Below are 18,585 nucleotides of genomic sequence, written 5' to 3' on the forward strand. Positions count from 1 at the left end.
GAGGCATTGATCCGCATTCCCGTGGCCATGTTCCTGGAAGATCTCGGGTGGCGAGTTTTTGAGGCAGGCAACGCCATTGAGGCGATACTGTCAACGGCGGAGCAATTCCAGGCCACTGCGGCGGAGTAAAAGCAGGCCACTTGCGTGAGGGTGCGCCGAAGCAGAGAAGGGTCCCGATCGGGACCCTTCTCTGCTTCGGCGGCGTGTCGGGATCGAGGATCAGGGCTTGCTGATCTCGCCGATCTCGGAGTTGGTGGTGTTGGCCTGGTTTCGCTCCGCCTCGGCCGCCGAGGCGATCGCCCGGCGGTGGCCAGCGGATTGCTTGAGACGATAGCTGTCGCCATTCATGGTCAGGATATGAACGTGATGGGTCAGCCGGTCGAGCAGCGCGCCGGTGAGCCGCTCGGACCCCAGGACCGACGTCCAGTCCTCGAAGGGCAAGTTCGAAGTGACGATGGTGGAGCCGCGCTCGTAGCGCTGCGAGAACACCTCGAACAGGAGCTCGGCGCCCGTCGGCGACAACGGCACGTAGCCGAGTTCATCGACGACGAGCAGCTTCACCGCCTGCAGTTCGCGTTGCAGCTTCAGTAGACGTCTCTCGTCACGTGCCTCCATGAGCTGATGAACCAGGGCCGCGGCAGTGGTGAAGGCGACGGGGAATCCCTTCTGACAGGCGGCAAGTCCAAGCGCGAGCGCGACATGGCTCTTGCCGGTGCCACTGTTGCCGAGAGCGATCACGTTCTCCCGGCGCAGGATGAATTCGCAGCGGGTTAGCTCCAGCACCAGCATCTTGTTGAGGCTGGGGATCGCGGTGAAGTCGAAGGTGTCGAGGCTTTTGATCGCCGGGAACCTGGCCTGCCTGATGCGCCGCTCGACCACACGACGCTCCCGGTCGATCAACTCCAGCTCGACCAGGCGCAGTAGATAGCGGGGATGATCGACGCCGTCGCGGGCACACTCGCGGGCGACCTTGTCGTATTCCCGCAAGACTGTCGGCAGCTTCAGCTGCTTGAGGTGATGGCCAAGCAGCACCTGCGGCGTGCCGCTCGTCGTTCCAACCGGCATCGCATCGCCTGTCCCTTTGACGGTCATGCCGCTCTCCCAGGAATGAGCACCGCGTAGTCGGCGGCCGATGTCGTCCTCACAGCCGTCTTCGGCAGGTGCGGGTAGGCGGCGAGATCGAGCCGCGCGGGACGACGCTCGACACGAGCCAGTGCGATCTGCTTGACCGCATCGAAGCCGATCGCGCCGAGCCGGATTGCCTCGGTGACGGCGCCGGCCACGATCTCCTTCGGGATCGCCTCCATCAGCCGCAGGACCTGGATGAACTCGCGCTTGCCGCGATTGCCCATGCGCGCCTCCATGAGATGGCGCAGATGCTGGAACGTCTCGGGAAGACCCCAATCCTTCAGCGGCGCCGCCTGATCGAGCGCGTTCGGCTTGGTCTCGATCAGCGCCAGATAGTGCAGCGGGTCGAAGATGAAGGTGCCCGAACCATACGAACGTTGATGGCGGGCGATCTCTTCGCCGCCACACAGGATGACGACCTGGTCGACGAAGCCCTTCACCATCACCTCCTGGAAGCCGTGGCTGGTCGGCACCGAGTAGTCGTTGCACCGGTAGCGCACCAGCGCCGTCGACGAGACGCGCGCCGCCCGCTTCTCGCAGGGCTCAAGCGGGACAGCGGGCATATCCCGGAAGGCCTCGAGATCGGCGCCAAGCCGTTCGCCGATGGTCGCGGCGTTGCGACCGGCACGTTCCGCCTGCCGCGCCCGGCACCGCTCGGCCAGCATAGCGTTGAGATCGTCGAAGCTCGCCGCCACCGGGATCGGCGTCATGAAGTTCGAGCGGGCATACTTCACCAGCCCCTCGACCTTGCCCTTGTCGTTCCCTTTGCCGGGTCGGCCGAACCTGTCGCTGAACAGATAATGGCTCACCAGTTCCGTGAACGCGCGCGTCCGCTCCCGCTTGCCGTCGCCGCAGATCTTTGCCACCGCGATCTTCAGATTGTCGTAGAGCACCGACAGCGGCACGCCGCCGAAGAAGGCGAAGGCCGACACATGCCCGTCCAGGAACGCTTCCGTCGTCTCGGCCGGATACGCCTTCACGAACGGGGCATCCGACTGCGGCAGGTCCATACAGAAGAAGTGGATCTTGCAGCGGACGCCGGCGATCACGCCGACCGCCTCGCCAAAATCCACCTGCGCATGGCCGGGCGGATGCGACAGCGGCACGAAGGTCTCGCGCCCTCTGGCTCGGGCGATCCGGACATAGTCCTTCACCACCGTATAGCCGCCGCCAAACCCGTGCTCGTCGCGCAGCCGCTCGAAGATCCGCTTCGCCGTATGCCGCTGCTTCATCGGGCCAGTTCGGTCTGCCTCCAGGATCGCATCGATCACCGGCAACAACGCGCCCAGCTTCGGCTTCGTCACAGGCTTGGTGCGCGTGTAGCCCGGCGGCAACGAGAACCGGCACATCTTCAAAACCGTCTCGCGGCTCAGCCCGAAGACACGGGCCGCCTCACGACGGCTGTTGCCCTCGACAAACACAAAGCGCCGGACGGCAGCATAGACTTCCACGGAAAACATTCCCGGCCGATCCCCAAAGGGACCAGCCTAGCCAATGGACGGCTTTTACTCCGCCCGCACCGCCATCACGTCGGCGCTCCATGGCCTAATTTGTCACCGCCCTGCACACGATACGCTCTTTGGAGCAGTTCGGCACCTCGATCCACGTGCTTTTCACGGACATTCACATGCCGGGCCCAATGGATGGGTTGGAACTCACGGAGCTTGCTCACCGGCGTTGGCCACATCTTCAGCTCGTCGTGACTTCGGGAAGGTCGCGGATCTCTTCCAAGCAGGTCGCCGATGATGTGTGCAGGGCGGTGACAAATTAGGCCATGGAGCGCCGACGTGATGGCGGTGCGGGCGGAGTAAAAGCCGTCCATTGGCTAGGCTGGTAGAGCTTGCTCACCGGCGTTGGCCACATCTTCAGCTCGTCGTGACTTCGGGAAGGTCGCGGATCTCTTCCAAGCAGGTCGCCGATGATGGCAAGTTCATCCCCAAGCCATACGACTTTGCTCAACTAGAGAAGGTCATTCAGCGTACCAACAGCTGAGAACGATTGCTGATCTGTGTGAATCCTACCCAAGTTTCATGGGGAAGACCCCCTCGCGGCTTTCACATTGTGACGAAACCGCCTGCTTCTGGTTGTCGGATTGAAGTTTTGCGGCAGCCTCGTTTAGGGCCTCTCTGTCTGGGCCTAGCTCATCAATGAGGTGGCGTGCAACTGCTGTGGGCAACCGATGCTTTCTGGCGAGGTATTCAGGACCGTACCCTTGTGCACCGTGGGACCGTCCATCTGATCTCACCTTTGATAGCAATTTTTTTGGTACAGGATCTTCGTCACTGGAAATGACTAAACTGCTCTCCTCTGCTACCCTTATAGATCCGTCCTTCAAGCTCCTGAGGACAAAGGATCGCTCAAGCGACTGAGCATCAGGGCGTCTGCCAATAATCTCGAAGTCATCAGGTGGCAGTAGAACATAACTGGTTGAAACCAACCTTACCTTGTCTCCTATCTGAAACAACTTTGGATCTCCTCTACACTGATACTCTCAACAAGCTAGAAACCGAACAGAGTATAATAAAACAGAAGAAATTATATCCTTGTGATCATTTGGTGGACGGTTGCGAGCGAACGCAGTTTTTTGACCTGAAAATTTAAACGACACCGCATCGCCTATAAAGCCTTGGTCGGAAAACGTACTAATTGAGTGCACGAAGACGCTAAAGTGCGCTCGCATACAGAACACATATGTCGAGAGAGCATCTGGTGCAGTCGGGACTGATCACAGCCTAAACCGAACTCTGTAACGGCAGCGGCTTCGACCGCCGCCCGGTATGCTGTGCGAAGGCGGTAAGCCAGTCGAGAAGCGAATGGGGATTGCTGACCAAAGCCCGAACCTACAGGGCCCAACTGCCCTTTTTTTCATCATTGGCAATAGTGCGCGAGGGGGAACGATTTGTCTTCGGCGAAAGCGCGCTGCTGAGCTGCACTTAAGGCCCTTAAAGGCGACAATCAGCTTTATTACGTAAGCATTACTGAATTCGGCGTCGATATAGGACCACATCAAAGCGCGAAGTGGTCTGGAAGGTGCGATCGTCGAAGAGCGGAGTGGAGGTCGGCGGATTTGAAGGGGGCTACCGTCAAACCCAATCGGCTCCAGAACCCAGGATGTAGCGCTCGGCATGCAAGGGGGGCCGGAAAATGCCATTACCCTTCAACCCTCGCGCTGTCCGAAAGCGGTCCAAACCTCCACGCAGCAATTACGCGATTGTCCATCGCCGCCGTTCAGGACGAGGCTGGTCATGAGAGCTGAATCCTGCCCCAAGGGTGCTCCCGAAGGGGCGATAGAAGCCGAGCGGGAGAGGCCTGCAGATCGATGTCACCATTCTGCTCAAAACGAGGGATCCGTTCGGGAAGCATAGCTGTCAGCCGGTTGTTGTTGACGCTATCGGGCGCCTGCCGATCAGTGTCACTGAGACGTGGCAATAAACCGAACGCCCCGCCCGAGGATCACACCGTTAGCACCAGCAACGCCCAGCTCAAGACTTTCTGCGATTCGCCGGGCTCGTTCAACGAAGTGATCGGCCGCTTTGCCGGGGCAAACCTCCTTCGCCGTTGCCTCGAATAGCGTAAGCCATCGATCGAAATGTCGGGCATCGATGGGCAATGGCAGATGCTTCTGCATTGGTTGCCCATGGTATCGTCCGGTCATCAAGGCGACCGATGACCAGAATGCGCACATCTGTTGAAGGTGCGGCTCCCAACTGGTGATGCGGGAGGCAAAAATCGGCCCCAGGATTGGATCGGCGCCTATACGGCTGTAGAAGGCCCGCACCAAGCGTTCAATCATAAGCTCGTCAATGCCGGTTTCCGCCTCAGTGCGTTTCGTGATCTCGGGTCGACGCGAAATTTCAGTCTTAGGGACGATGATCATTGATCAGCCTCGATTACCATTCTTTCCCAACATATCGCAGTCGAACGCTGATTTTGATACATCCATCAAATTCGGCGGAACACAGGTTATCACCGTTTTGATGCCCACCAACTCTAACTGATGCAATTTTCAGGACCGATCCGCAACACGGCCGCTAATTTCTGCATCTTTCCCACTCTTACTCATCAAGCTGGCAGCGATCTTGAACAGCCTGAGAATAAGATGAGGCAGGTAGAAATGCGTGCCGGCAAGACCCATGGACAATGATGGAGACGGCCTTGCCGGCCGGCGCCGATGCGGTGAGCGCCCTTGAAGAATTCGAGACAAGCCGGCAAGGTTTCAAAAAGGGATACAAAATAGAACACGATGCACTGTTTCAAAGGTGCTGGTACTGGAGGGCTGCACCGGCGCCCTCATCGGACGCTCTTCTGACGCTGGCAGAACGGGCAGATATAGTATCCACTGTAAGCTAGGACCAGAAAGAGCCGTTCGCAATCGATTCCAGCAGCCGAACGGCTTACAGCTTTGCAGGAGCCATCGAGTAGCAGCCGCCTGGCAACTGCCGCACAGTTGGTCAAACGCTGGAAATGATCAGCGGATCTCCGGATTTTACCGCCGTCGGAAAGCCGGGCTCACTGCTCAGGCCTCCCTCGCTGTCCGGCTTCCATCGCCTCAATAAAATCGACTGATTACCCAGAGCTTGGTCAATCCGGCGTCCATGCCTCGTATTCTGCATCCATGGCAGGTGCATTTGCATTCAGGCCCCGCACGAGACTTCCCGCCGGAACGTTGATTGGCGTCACGCCGGTCGTGTTCGGCGCGTGAGGCTTCTGCCAGTATCGCGGTTCATAACGCTCTTCCGACGGCGGAGTATCGGTCCGTCCAGCCATCCAGCCATGCCAACCGGGCGCGATCTTGGAAGCATCAGCCTCACCATTGTAGACTATCCACCGCCTATCGCCGTTCCGTTGCTTGTAATATTTGTTGCCGAGCTCATCCTCTCCTACGAACTCCCCATGTCTCGACACGAGCATATGGGTTCCCCAGGTTTCCCCATTCCACCAAGTAAAAGTTCGCAAGAGGAAATCTTTAAAGCGCATGAGACCCTCATAGTTTTTGGCTCAACTCGCTGGTGCTTCGGTGGTTCCAGCTCTGTTCCCGGGCAATGGATCAGTCGCGGGACTTGGCTTTGTTGGACGTTGCAGTCCGCGAGAAAGCGGAGGGAAATGGCCCGCGGCTCTTGATGTGAGCGGCGAAAGGCTGGTTTACGACGCTCTCGCCCGTAATCTTGATTGATTTAAATCAAAACAACGATTGGCCTTGTACGAGCTCGCCCAGCTAGGCGTTCTTGCCTCCGACGCTCGCGATATCCTTGCGACCGACTTGTTCGAACCAGAGGATCGGATCGTCTGTCCAGGCATGAGCCCCACTCCCTTATTGACGACACCGCGACAGCCAGTGCCCACTGAGGACCGAGGATAGAAAGATCCCAAGGCGACGCCTTGACCTCGCGCAAATCCTTCGGGACGAGCACGAGTGGGAGCAGAGAGATGTAGTCGGCACCGTTTCAGAACTGTCCCTGCTGTGACGACAAGAATTGACGAGAGTGGCGCAAAGCTGTCGGGGTTTCGCTTTGACATCGATCAATTGTCAAAGCGCAGCCTCTACTAGTATGGGCCACGATCGGGCAAAGGGAGCGATCCGATGCTGCGGCCCTCTGATGCGGGCAAGTCATTCCCCCATCGCCGCAAACAGCGCTGCGACGGTGCCGCGTCGCAGATCTTCCAACCTCGCCTTCTGAGACGGCGACGATCAAGGGAAACAGCAGGAACCTAATGCTCTTTCCGATACTGAGCCCATTTGCCGAAGTGGCGCTGCTTCTCGTCTTGGCGACGGCGATCGGCCTTGTCGGCACGATCCTGCGGCAACCTCTCATCGTGAGCTTCATCGCCGTCGGCCTGATTGCCGGCCCTTCGGTCCTGGATGTGGTCCGTTCGGACGCGCAGATCGACCTTCTGGCCGAGCTCGGAATCGCGGTGCTGCTGTTTCTCGTGGGCCTCAAGCTCGACATTAAATTGGTCCGCTCGCTCGGAACAGTGTCCTTGATGACGGGGCTCGGGCAGGTCGCTTTCACCTCCATCATCGGCTACGGGATCGGCCTTGCTCTCGGGCTGGACCATCTGACGAGCCTGTATGTCGCCGTTGCGCTGACATTCTCATCGACGATCATCATCGTGAAGTTGCTCTCCGACAAGCGTGAGATCGACTCGCTTCATGGTCAGATCGCGCTGGGCTTCCTGATCGTTCAGGATCTGGTCGTCGTGCTGGCGATGATCGTGCTCTCTGCCATCGGCATCGGAGCGGCGGCGGACGGGCATGGTCCCGGTTCTGTCCCGAAAGTGCTCGCTTCAGGGCTTGCCATGGTGGTGTTGGTCGTCGCCTTCATCCGTTACATCGCCACGCCGCTGACGGAGAGGCTGGCACGCACGCCTGAGCTTCTGATGGTCTTTGCCATCGCCCAGGCGGCGATGTTCGCCGCTCTCTGTGACGTCATCGGCCTTGGGAAGGAAGTCGGCGGTCTCTTGGCCGGGGTCTCGCTCGCCTCGACGCCCTATCGCGAAGCCATTGCCGCGCGCTTGGCACCCTTGCGCGATTTTCTGCTGCTGTTCTTCTTCATCGCCCTGGGTGCGACCCTCGACCTTTCGCTTCTCGGCACCCATGTCACCGCCGCCATCATCTTTTCGCTCTTCGTCCTCATCGGCAATCCGCTGATCGTCCTCGTGATCATGGGAGCCATGGGATACCGCAAGCGGACCGGGTTCCTCGCCGGCTTGACGGTGGCGCAGATCAGCGAGTTCTCTTTGATCTTCATCGCCATGGGGGTGAGCCTTGGGCATGTGGACGAAGGTGCACTCGGGCTCGTGACCCTGGTCGGGCTGGTGACAATCGCGGCCTCGACCTACATGATCACATGGTCCCACCAGCTTTATGCGCTCTGTGAGCCCTTGCTGGGCATTTTCGAGCGCCGAGGAACCCCGCGCGAGGTCAGCGAGGCCGGTCGTCATCGGGACAGTTCCGGCCAGGTGATCCTGTTCGGGCTGGGACGCTTTGGCACTGCCATCGGCCTGCGCCTGAACAGGCAGGGGAAAAAGGTGTTCGGCGTGGATTTCAACCCGGCCGCCATACGCCGCTGGCGGGAGCTTGGCCTTGACGCGCAGTTTGGCGACGCAACCGATCCAGAGTTCCTGGCCGAACTTCCTTTGCAGCATGCGTCCTGGCTGGTCTTGACCGTTCCGCAGCAGATGACGGGCCTGACCCATGAGGACATGCGGACCACGTTGCTTCAAGTGGCGCGCTCTGCGGGGTTTCGAGGTCGAGTCGCCGTTGCCTCCCACACGGAGAAAGATACGAGCGCACTGCTGGCTTCGGGCGCCGACGTCGTGCTGGAGCCGTTTCAGGATGCTGCCGATCGGGCCGTCGAATTGCTGTGCGGCAGTCGGGAGGAGCGTCGGACGGTCATTCCCGAAATCGAGACTGAGGGCCGACAGATGAGCTGAGCGGGCCGGCGCCACCTCACGCGGGCGCTCCACCAAGTCTCACCGAGAAGCCGATGCAAGAGAATTTTCGCAGCCATGTTGGAGACGCCCACCCCCATGCCCCTAACCGACCCTCATAGCCACTCCCCCGAAGCCTGCCTCACGGCGTTCAAGGCGGACGTCCAGGGTCTCACCGGGGCCGAGGCGGCGCGGCGGCTTGCGCAGCATGGGCCGAACCGGTTGCCTGAGGCCCAGGGGCGTGGGCCGGTGCTGAGGTTTCTTTCCCATTTTCATAATGTCTTGATCTACGTGCTGCTGGGCGCAGCCCTGGTGACGGGAGCGCTTCAGCACTGGGTCGACACCGGGGTCATCCTTGCGGTGGTGCTGGCCAATGCGGTCATTGGCTTCCTGCAGGAGGGCAAGGCGGAGGCGGCGATGGCGGCGATCAGGGAGATGCTCGCCCCGCACGCGGCCGTCTTTCGCGATGGTGCGCGAATGACGGTGGACGGCGCCGATCTGGTGCCGGGGGACATCGTTCTTTTGGAGGCGGGCGACAAGGTGCCTGCCGACCTTCGCATCCTCGAAGCGCGCGGCCTGGCGGCACAGGAGGCGATCCTGACCGGCGAATCTGTGCCCGTGGAGAAGACCCCGGGGGCCGTCGCCGCCGATGCATCTTTGGGCGACCGGCGGTCGATGCTGTGGTCGGGAACGCTGGTCACCCAAGGCACCGCCCGCGGGCTGGTGGTCGCCACCGGCCCCGCGACCGAGATCGGGCGCATCGGCGGCCTCTTGGCAGGCGTTGAACAGCTCACGACGCCGCTTGTCGCGCAGATGGACCATTTCGCGCGTTGGTTGTCCTTCCTGATCCTCTTGGCCTCCGGACTCCTGCTGGTCTGGGGCTATTTCGTCGGCCATCACGACTTCTCCGAGATGTTCATGGCCGTCGTCGGGATCGCCGTTGCAGCGATCCCCGAAGGCCTGCCGGCGGTCATGACCATCACGCTCGCCATCGGCGTCCAGGCCATGGCCCGCCGCAACGCCATCGTCCGACGCCTGCCCGCCATCGAGGCGATCGGATCGGTTTCCGTCATCTGCACTGACAAGACGGGCACGCTGACCCGCAATGAGATGGTCGTCGCCGCGGCCGAGACCCAGGAGGGTATCTTCGAGATCACGGGCGAAGGCTATGCGCCCGAGGGGAATGTCACGCCTGCGGGAAACCTCGCGCGTCTCGCGCGTGCGGCTGCGCTCTGCAACGATGCAGCCCTGTCGCAACGCGACGGGAGCTGGGTGGTTGAGGGTGATCCGATGGAAGGGGCCCTTCTCGCCTTCGCGGGCAAGGTGGCGGGGGATCTTCGCAGCGATGGGCGCAGGTTGGATGCCATCCCGTTCGATTCCCGCCACCGCTTCATGGCTGTGCTGACCGAAGGTGCGGAAGGCCGCCTGACCCACGTGAAGGGCGCCCCCGAGCGGGTTCTGCGGATGTGCAGCGATGTGAACGTGCCAGAATGGCTTGCGCGCGCCGATGAAATGGCGAGCCGCGGTCTGCGGGTGCTGGCCCTGGCCGAGCGGCCGGAGACGGATGAACGGATTGACCCGGCAGCCCTGGAGACCGGGCTGAGCTTCCTGGGCCTTGTCGGCCTGATCGACCCGCCGCGCCCGGAAGCCATTGCCGCTGTGGCGGAATGTCGGGCGGCGGGGATCCGCGTCAAGATGATCACCGGCGACCATGCTGGAACTGCCGCCGCCATCGCGGCTCAGATCGGCTTGGAGAACCCGCATCGGGTGCTGACGGGTGCCGATCTCGACCGGCTCGACGATGCTCAGCTCGCCCTGGAGGTCGCCAGCGTGGATATCTTTGCCCGCACCAGCCCTGAACACAAGCTGCGGCTGGTCACCGCCCTTCAGGCCAATGGGCTTTCCGTGGCCATGACCGGTGATGGGGTGAATGATGCGCCCGCTCTCAAACGGGCCGATGCCGGCATTGCCATGGGCCAGAAGGGCTCTGAAGCCGCCAAGGAGGCCGCCGATCTGGTGCTCGCCGACGACAACTTTGCATCCCTCGCCGCCGCGGTGCGAGAGGGGCGGACCGTCTACGACAATCTCAAGAAGGTCATCAGCTGGACGCTTCCCACCAATGCCGGCGAGTCGATGACCGTGGTTCTGGCCCTGCTGCTGGGCCTGGCCCTTCCCGTGACGGCGGTGCAGATCCTGTGGATCAACCTGATCACAGGCATCACTCTCGGCATCGCCCTGGCCTTTGAGCCGACGGAGGTCGGCACTATGGCCCGCCCCCCGAGACCCCGCAATGCTCCGCTCTTGTCCGGGGAGCTCGTCTGGCACGTCGCACTGGTCGCCCTGTTGTTCCTGGCGGCGGTCTTCGGCATCTTCTCCTATGCGATGGACCGTGGCTATCCTCTCGCTTTGGCGCAGACCATGGCCATGAACACGTTGGTGGTGCTGGAGATCTTCCATCTCTTCTTCATCCGAAACATTCACAGCACCTCGCTGACCTGGGCGGCGGCGCGCGGCACGGGCATCGTCTGGATCGTGGTCGTGACCATCACCGTCGCCCAGTTCGCCGTCACCTATCTGACGCCTCTGCAAATGCTCCTGGGCACGCGGCCCGTGCCACTGGCCGATGGCCTGCTAATCCTGGCGGTCGGGGCGGCCTTCTTCGCGATCATCGAGATCGAAAAGCAGATCAGGCTGGGCTTAAGAAGATAGATGCGCGGGAGCCAATGCGCCACCGGCACCCCCCTGCATGGCGCGCCCGCCGGATCGTCGGCTTCGCACGGGCGGTCTTAAAGTCAAGGGTTCGACCAGCCGCCGTTCTAACCCTGGGGGCGGCCGAGCGAAACGATCCGAGATCTATTCACATCTTGTTGAGAATTTAGATTGGTTTCGCTCAAAATGATTTAGATCAATCTCCTCTCCAGTGGTTTGCAAACTATGCCCTCAAGAATAGACCCCTTGAAGGCAACATAAAGTTTGATTGATCTGGAGAAATACAAATGCCGCAGGTCCGCATCGCCTACATGCCTTTGGTCACTTACCCCGAACCGGTTGAGGATGAGTCGATTCTGGCCACCACTGCGTTTGCCTCCGCACTGAAATGCATGCTTCATGTCACGGCATTCTCCGTTCACATTCCGCAGCTGAATTCACCTTTAGGCCAATTTCTTATCGACGTTCCTGGACTTGTCCGCGCCAGCGAGGAGAGGAGCAAGGCAGAGTGCCATCGGCTGCAAGGCTTAATCGAAGAAGCCTCGAGACCGCACCTCGGCGTTCACTGCACCAGCCGGGAGATCGTGCTGGGCGGAGCGCTGAATTCAGCGGCTGCCGAAGCACGTTATTTCGATCTGACTTTGCTTCCCTGGTCCGACGAAATAGTAGGCTCAAAGGATATTGCGGAAGCCGTGGTCTTCGGATCGGGTCGGCCGGCGATCCTGATACCTGCTATACCCAGTCCCGCTTCTTTCGATCATCTTGCCATAGCCTGGGATGCAAGCCGGGTCGCCGCACGCGCCCTTGGTGATGCCCTGCCGCTACTGGTTGACGGCGGCCGCATCTCGGTTCTGACGGTCAAGGACGAAAAACCTCTCAGCGGGCCAAACATTGCTGCAGCTCTTGCCTCCTCCCTAGAGAAGCGGGGATTTCGCGCCAAATCGATCGACATTGCACTCGGAGACAGGGCGATTGGGGAGGTGTTGCAGGAGACTGCGTTGTCGGAGGGGGCACAAATCCTGGCGATGGGAGGCTTCGGTCATTCCCGCATCCGTGATTTTATTCTTGGCGGTGCGACCAAGGGTGTTCTCAACGACCTCAGACTGCCGGTCCTCTTCTCGCACTGATTGCATAACGCCAATACCGCACTAACCCGATGTGAAGGTTCACGAAAGTAAAGTTCTCATTGACGACCAAATACTCTCTTATGGACGGCGGACGGCCAAAGTGCCGTTGGCGCAATCGACAAAAAGATCATTGCGGCCTTTGTTCGTCGAAGCGATCGTGAGCCATATTCCGCATGGCGTAAGCCGAGGCACTCACCCCTTGGCCGATAAGCCGGCGTACTGACGCGTGGCCGCATCGTCGTTTTCCATAGGGTGATCAAAGGCGTGCCCATCAACCTTACTTGAAGGAACTTTGACTCACTGTCGCTCTTACCCATCCGCGAGTGTGATCGCGGAGGTGGCATGTCAGACGGAATTGCGGTCGTCACAGGAGGAAGCGCCGGCATCGGCCTTGCAACGGCGCAGCGGCTAGCCCGCAACGGCTGGTCAGTGGCGATCCTGGCGAGAGATCAGACGAGGCTGGACGAGGCGGCGGGACTGTTGCGGGAGACGGGGGCTCGCGTGCTGCCGCTTTCAGTCGACATGGCTGATGCAGCGGGCGTCGGCAGAGCCGCCGACCAAATCGAGCAGGAGCTCGGCCCCATCCGGGTTTGGGTCAACAACGCGATGTCGACGGTCATTGCGCCGGCCGATGAAATCAGCGCTGACGACTATGCTCGCGTCACGGCTACGACGTATTTGAGCCAGGTTCATGGAACCCTGGCCGCACTTCGCTTCATGAAGCCGCGGAACCAGGGGCTGATCGTGCAGATCTCCTCCATACTCGGCTTCCGCGGCGTTCCCCTGCAGGCCCCCTACTGCGCCGCGAAATTTGCGGTGTCGGGCTTCACGGATGCTCTCCGCGCCGAGTTGATCGCAGATGAGATCAATGTGTCCCTCTCTGTTGTCTATCTGCCGGCGGTCAACACCCCGCAATTCACCTGGTCCCGCAATCTCAGCGGCCGCGAGCAGATTGCTCCTGAGCCCATCTATGACCCGCGCGTCTGCGCGGAAGCCGTGCTTGCAACCGTTCAGAACCCGACGCGTGAGGTATGGGTTGGCCGGCGGACCTTCGGTCTCGCAATAGGACAAGACCTGGCCCCGGCCTATGCAGACAGTGCAGCGAGCGGCTTCAAGGAAGATCAGCTTGGAGAGCGTGCTGACGACCGCCCTGGCAATTTATGTGACCCGGTCCCCGGGCCAGCCAAGATCGATGGTCCCTGGACGCCGACCATCACCTCGGCTCCAGGACAGATCTTCACGAGCGGCCACCGCACCCTGGGCGATTTCGCGTTGGGAGCGCTGGCGGGCGGCCTTGCCACTGCGGGAGCGCTTGCCATATCAAAAATGATCCGTCAGCGGACATGAACGAGCGCCCTGATTTTCAGGCAGAATCCTGCCCTCAACGGCTTGCCTTGCGTGACGACGGTTACCTTCCGCTGGAACGCTACGCGGCGATCGGCGATGGTCGCTCTATCGCGCTGTGCGGAGCCGACGGATCCATCGACTGGTGGTGCGTGCCGGAGATGGACTCACCTCCGTTGTTTGATCGCCTGTTATCACCTGAAGAGGGCGGTTTCTTCAGTCTCGCGCCCGACTTGCCCTTCAGGGTTCAGCAGCGCTACCGACACGATGGCAATGTGCACGAAACCCTGTTCACGACCGAGTCGGGCCAGGCCCTCCTCGTCGAGTCCCTCAATAGCGGTTCTGCAGGTCGCCTGCCGTGGACCGAACTGGCAAGACGCGTGGACGGTGTGGCCGGGACAATGCGTTTCCGGTTCGCATTGCGGCTTGGAACCATGGGGAATTCCGTGTCTCCCTATCTGACCCATTCCGCTCACGGCACAGTGCTCCATGCCGGCGAGATTCTCGGTGCTTTGCGACACAGCGCAAATGTCACCCTGGTGAGCGAGGAGGATGGGCTTCTCACTGGCCACCTGACGGTCGCCCCTGGCGAGCGAGGACTGCTTGGGCTCGTCATCGGCAAGAACGAACCGCTGGTAGCGCGCGGGCTGCTTCCAATCGGGAACTTCATAAATTAAATAAAAGAAGAAAAAAGAAATTTAATCAAACCTATCTGTCATGGATGCTAAGAATAATATATTATCATTTAAGTGAAATACGTAATATATACAAGGATATACTAAAGAGATTAATCGAAGATCTTCTGGATTCAACGCTTGGAAGACGCGTTTGCGCGTGGCGATGATGGCGTCGGGAACGTCGGGCTCTCGGCGCTCTCGATGAAATCCGCGGCAGCCGGTAATATCCGTCAGACTCAGAACACTCGGTCTGCAGAGTGCTGGATTAATGCAACAGTCCCACCCATAGGGTTCTGGTCCCGAATGGTGGGAGGTTAGAATAATTGAAGTCTTTACCAGGAGAAAGCTGCACCCAAACCACACTACGCAAGATCGGAGTAGGAACTGGCATGAAATCGATCGAAAAACCCCTAAACAGCCTGGCATTGGGACGCCGCAGCTTTCTAAATGCCTCGGCTGAACTTGGTGTTGGTGCCGGATTGTCCGCGCCCACCAGTGTCTCCCGCGCCGCAGCGACAGAGATTTCGGACATCTCGTTGCGAGACCAAGACCTGTCATTTATCGGCACGGAAGAGACCTTTTCCACCCATGAGTTGATGGTGCTGAACAACAGGCTGTTCCTCGAGGATACCGGTCTTGCCGAAATCGGCCCGCGCCGCATCGGTGCAATGGATGAGGCGGGGATCAAGGTTCAAATCCTCTCCGCAAATACGCCAGGCGTGCAGGATGTCCCCGGTCGGGAGGGCATCGATTTTGCGTATCGCCTCAACAAGATGCTTGTCGATGGACCGATGGCCACCTATCCGGGGCGATTCCAGGGATTTGCAACCTTGCCGTTGCAGAGTCCGGAGGCCTCAGCGGACGAACTGGAACGCGCAGTTCGGGAAGATGGTTTGGTGGGAGCCCTGACCAACGGAATCATCGGGAAAAAATTCCTCGACCATCCCGATTTTGAGCCCGTGCTGGCGCGTGCCGAAGCCCTTGATGTGCCGATATACATCCATCCAGGCATTCCACCAGACGAAGTTTTCCAAATCTACTACAGCAATATGCGGCCGGAATATCAGACGGAGTTCCAGGACCAGGTTCTCAGCATCTCAGCCTATGGATGGCACCAAGAAGTCGTCACTCAATGCCTTCGAATGATCACGTCAGGGGTATTTGACAGATTTCCCAATCTACAGATCATTATCGGCCATATGGGAGAGGGCCTTCCGTTCTTCTACGAACGTATCGTGGAAAAGATGAGTGAAGTAACCAAAAGCACCCTGAATAAGCCGTTTGAGCAGTATTTCCATGATAACTTCTGGTTCACAACCAGCGCATTCTTCCAGGATGAACTGCTCCATCTCTTGCTGAAGTACATCAGCGTGGATCGGGTGATGTTTGCAACCGACTACCCGTTTGTGAACATGAAAGACGGAACCGACTGGTTTCGAGCAGTCAATCTGCCGCGTGAAACCAAGGAAAAAATTGCGTTTCGAAATGCAGAAAAACTGTTCAGAATAAGTCATAAGAGAAATAGTGATCAGCATCTCCCGGGAGATGCTTTCTGGTTAGGGGTCTTGTGGTCCGTGATAGAAATAGTGAGACGATAGCCGTTATAAAAATACTGTAATGGTACGCTTTTACACTATTGGACAGCCTTCCCAGGTTCCTCCTGGCGGCTATGTACCAAGGCCGACATTTACTAAATTGTCCACGCCGCCTGATCACAGCTTCGGTGGGAGCAGTCGTTCGATCTGCCGTGAAAGCCGCAGGACCAGATCATCCCGTCCGGGTGGTGCAGCGATTTGGACGCCGATGGGGAGACCTTCCAGCGACAGCCCAGCCGGAACGGATGCGGCTGGCTGGCCTGTGGCATTGAAGATGTCAGTGAAGGGAGCGAACTGGACTCCCTGACTGCACCATTTTTCGTAATCAAAGGCATCAGTCCGTGTGTCGAACTCGCCTATCCGCGGCGCAAGAAGAGCGGTCGTGGGGGTAAGAACCGCATCGAATGGTGAGAACTCGGCAAGAATTTCGGCGCCGATACGATGCAGGCTGTAGCGCGCCTCGAGATAGTCGACCGCATCCAGCCCGCGCATGCGTTCTATGGCAAAGGCGGTGATCGCCTCCATCTCATTTGCGTTGGCTTCGCGACCCAGGGCTCTGGATCGTTGGCGCAAGAGAAGGACAATGTCCGCAAACCAACATTTTTCAGCTGCAAGCCCCAAGCAAGGCTTGTTTGGCAGAGCGATCTCTTCAAGGCGATGACCCGACGCACTCAGCAGTCCCGCAACATGCCTGACTGCTTTCGCTATCTCGGCATCGATCCTGGTGCCATCCGGCCTCTCGGTCGCAAATCCAATGCGCAGAGGTCCGGGTGCATCGTCTGTCACTGCAAGGTAGGACGCGACGACAGGGTTGACTTGATATTGCGCTCCCGGTTCAGGGCCAGCCAGCACGTCGAGAAATGCTGCACTGTCCCTTACCGTCCGTGTCAACACGTGCTCGCTGTTAAGCCCAGCGGCAAGCTCCGGAAACGCTGGTCCGACGGGCACAAGTCCACGGCTCGGTTTCAGACCAAAGAGGCCGCACAGGGCGGCGGGAACGCGGATCGAACCCGCATTGTCGTTGCCATGGGCCACCGGGACCATGCCCCCCGCGACCGCTGCCGCCGATCCCCCGCTGGAGCCGCCCGGCGAGCGGTCAAGGTTCCACGGATTGCGCGTCGGGCCGCGCAGCGTCGGCTCTGTCGTCCAATCGGAAGCAAATTCGGGCGTGCTCGTCTTTCCGATCAGGACCACCCCCGCTCGCCGCAGACGGCGGATATACTCGCTGTCAGGCAGCGGCGGGCTATCCTCAAGGAAACGACAAGAGAAAGTGGTCGGCCACCCTTCCACAAAGAGATTATTGTCCTTCACGAGGAAGGGAACGCCGGCGAGGGGTGCTGTCCGATCCACCTTCCCAGCCGCCAAGAGGGCCTGATCTTCGTCAAGCAAGACCACGGCGTTGAGGTCGGGATTGCGGGCCTTGACGGTGGCGATCGCGCAGGCGGCGATGTCGCGCGGATCGCTCTCACCGCTGCGGACGCGCCGTGCGATCTCCAAGGCGTCAAGGCGTCTGTAGGTCTCGATATCCACCTGGTCGTGTCCGCCTCCGCCCCTTCCCTCGGGACTGCAGATCCTATTTCAGCCAGGCATCGACTGTAGCGGCGTGGTTTGCCACCCACTCGTCGGCGACCTCCTGCATATCGCGTCCCTTCACATCAACCTCCTCGGTTGCGCGACCAACATCGTCTGCAGAAAGGGTCAGTGCCTTCAGGATCGATCCCGCATAGGGGGTCTTCGCAATGAACTCCTTGTTCGCCAATTTGCCGATGGTGCCGGACTTGTAGCCACAGTCCCAAGTTGCTTTAGGATTCGTGCCCCAGGCGGGATCCGTGAAACAGGCATCTTCCGCTTTCGGGAACTCCACCCAGGCCCCATCATACTTCGTCGTCAGCCAATAAGGCGCATAACCCCAGGCGAGAATAGGCTCCTTTTTTTCCTCAGCACCGGTGATCGCAGCAGCAAGGGCGACAGGCGACCCAGCGGAGATAATCTCGATATCAATCCCGAAGGCATCGGCTCGTTTGTCGACGTCCGTCGTCCAGTCTGCAGGAGCGTTGACGAAACGGGCTTTTGGGGCGGTCTCGGCCGTCGCCAGAGCCTTGATGCAATCGGGCTTCTTCAGCGCCTCATAATCGGGCAAGCCTGGGCACACCGATTCCATATATTTCGGATACCACCAGCCCTCCTGAACCACGATCCCCGTGGAGCCGAAATCTGCAACCTTGCCGGAGGAGAGCGCATCCTGCACCGGGGCCGGCGTCGTGCCCCATGCCCCAGTGGTGATGGGGAAGTCACCGGTCACGACGCCTTGAAAATGAGCGGTATAATCAACCGTCGCGAATTCTACATTGTAGCCAGCCTTCTTCAGTGCAGCGCCATAGACCATGGAGACGAAGTCGAAATCCGACGAGTTTATGAGAGGAAGCCTGATTGGGTCCTTACTCTCAGCCTGTCCCGCCCAGGCAGACAGAGATGACAGCGCCAAGGCGCCACTGATCAAAGACGCCGTCAGTCCTTGGCTTACAGAAAATTTCATTCTCCCCTCCATTTTGCTTCTTTCTGGCTTCCTCTCAG

12 protein-coding genes and 1 pseudogene are annotated in these 18,585 nt (G+C 59.7%); 6 read left to right on the forward strand and 7 right to left on the reverse strand.

Translation table 11 applies throughout. The features are described 5' to 3' along the window. Positions 1-219 precede the first annotated feature (219 nt). The 5 genes from istB to FKM97_RS21955 form a co-directional block, all read right to left on the reverse strand. Entirely contained in the window at positions 220-1,092 is an 873-nt protein-coding gene (gene istB, locus FKM97_RS21930) for an IS21-like element helper ATPase IstB (protein WP_281290112.1), read from the reverse strand. Further along, entirely contained in the window at positions 1,089-2,588 is a 1,500-nt protein-coding gene (istA, locus tag FKM97_RS21935; RefSeq protein ID WP_144293491.1) for an IS21 family transposase, read from the reverse strand. The genes istB and istA overlap by 4 nt, the downstream gene beginning before the upstream one ends. Positions 2,589-3,145: 557 nt before the next feature. Then, entirely contained in the window at positions 3,146-3,592 is a 447-nt protein-coding gene (locus tag FKM97_RS21945) for a hypothetical protein (protein WP_144294597.1), read from the reverse strand. Positions 3,593-4,540: 948 nt separating this feature from the next. Continuing rightward, positions 4,541-5,005: a group III truncated hemoglobin gene (locus tag FKM97_RS21950; RefSeq protein WP_144294598.1), complete on the reverse strand. Its 465-nt coding sequence runs from the start codon at positions 5,003-5,005 to the stop codon at positions 4,541-4,543. Positions 5,006-5,709: 704 nt separating this feature from the next. Next, on the reverse strand, positions 5,710-6,105 hold the full coding sequence (locus tag FKM97_RS21955; RefSeq protein WP_144294599.1) for an NADH:ubiquinone oxidoreductase subunit NDUFA12: 396 nt from the start codon (positions 6,103-6,105) through the stop codon (positions 5,710-5,712). Between the two features lie 735 nt (positions 6,106-6,840). On the opposite strand from FKM97_RS21955, the gene FKM97_RS21960 reads away from it, so the two are divergent. From FKM97_RS21960 to FKM97_RS21985, 6 genes and pseudogenes are all read left to right on the forward strand, one after another. Further along, positions 6,841-8,562 carry a cation:proton antiporter gene (locus FKM97_RS21960; RefSeq protein ID WP_144294600.1) on the forward strand — a complete coding sequence of 574 codons (1,722 nt, stop codon included), beginning with the start codon at positions 6,841-6,843 and terminating at the stop codon, positions 8,560-8,562. Between the two features lie 75 nt (positions 8,563-8,637). Next, positions 8,638-11,268 carry an HAD-IC family P-type ATPase gene (locus tag FKM97_RS21965; RefSeq protein ID WP_144294601.1) on the forward strand — a complete coding sequence of 877 codons (2,631 nt, stop codon included), beginning with the start codon at positions 8,638-8,640 and terminating at the stop codon, positions 11,266-11,268. 287 nt (positions 11,269-11,555) lie between these two features. Then, positions 11,556-12,395 (forward strand): universal stress protein, encoded by an 840-nt coding sequence (locus FKM97_RS21970; protein WP_144294602.1) that lies wholly within the window; start codon positions 11,556-11,558, stop codon positions 12,393-12,395. A gap of 342 nt (positions 12,396-12,737) precedes the next feature. Further along, positions 12,738-13,742 (forward strand): SDR family oxidoreductase, encoded by a 1,005-nt coding sequence (locus FKM97_RS21975; RefSeq protein WP_144294603.1) that lies wholly within the window; start codon positions 12,738-12,740, stop codon positions 13,740-13,742. Further along, a pseudogene (locus FKM97_RS27270) lies at positions 13,739-14,107 on the forward strand (trehalase-like domain-containing protein); the annotation flags it as partial. The gene FKM97_RS21975 and the pseudogene FKM97_RS27270, both read left to right, overlap by 4 nt. Positions 14,108-14,805: 698 nt before the next feature. Beyond that, positions 14,806-16,014: an amidohydrolase family protein gene (locus tag FKM97_RS21985; protein ID WP_144294605.1), complete on the forward strand. Its 1,209-nt coding sequence runs from the start codon at positions 14,806-14,808 to the stop codon at positions 16,012-16,014. A gap of 114 nt (positions 16,015-16,128) precedes the next feature. Here the strand turns inward: FKM97_RS21985 and FKM97_RS21990 are convergent, their stop codons facing one another. Next, positions 16,129-17,541, reverse strand: a complete 1,413-nt coding sequence (locus FKM97_RS21990; protein WP_170241068.1) for an amidase — start codon at positions 17,539-17,541, stop codon at positions 16,129-16,131. Positions 17,542-17,584: 43 nt separating this feature from the next. After that, the gene (locus FKM97_RS21995; RefSeq protein WP_170241069.1) at positions 17,585-18,547 is read right to left on the reverse strand and encodes an ABC transporter substrate-binding protein; all 963 of its coding nucleotides are present in this window, start codon (positions 18,545-18,547) and stop codon (positions 17,585-17,587) included. Positions 18,548-18,585 lie beyond the last annotated feature (38 nt).

Origin of the sequence: Rhodoligotrophos appendicifer (assembly GCF_007474605.1) — a bacterium.
GTDB classification, from domain to species: domain Bacteria; phylum Pseudomonadota; class Alphaproteobacteria; order Rhizobiales; family Im1; genus Rhodoligotrophos; species Rhodoligotrophos appendicifer.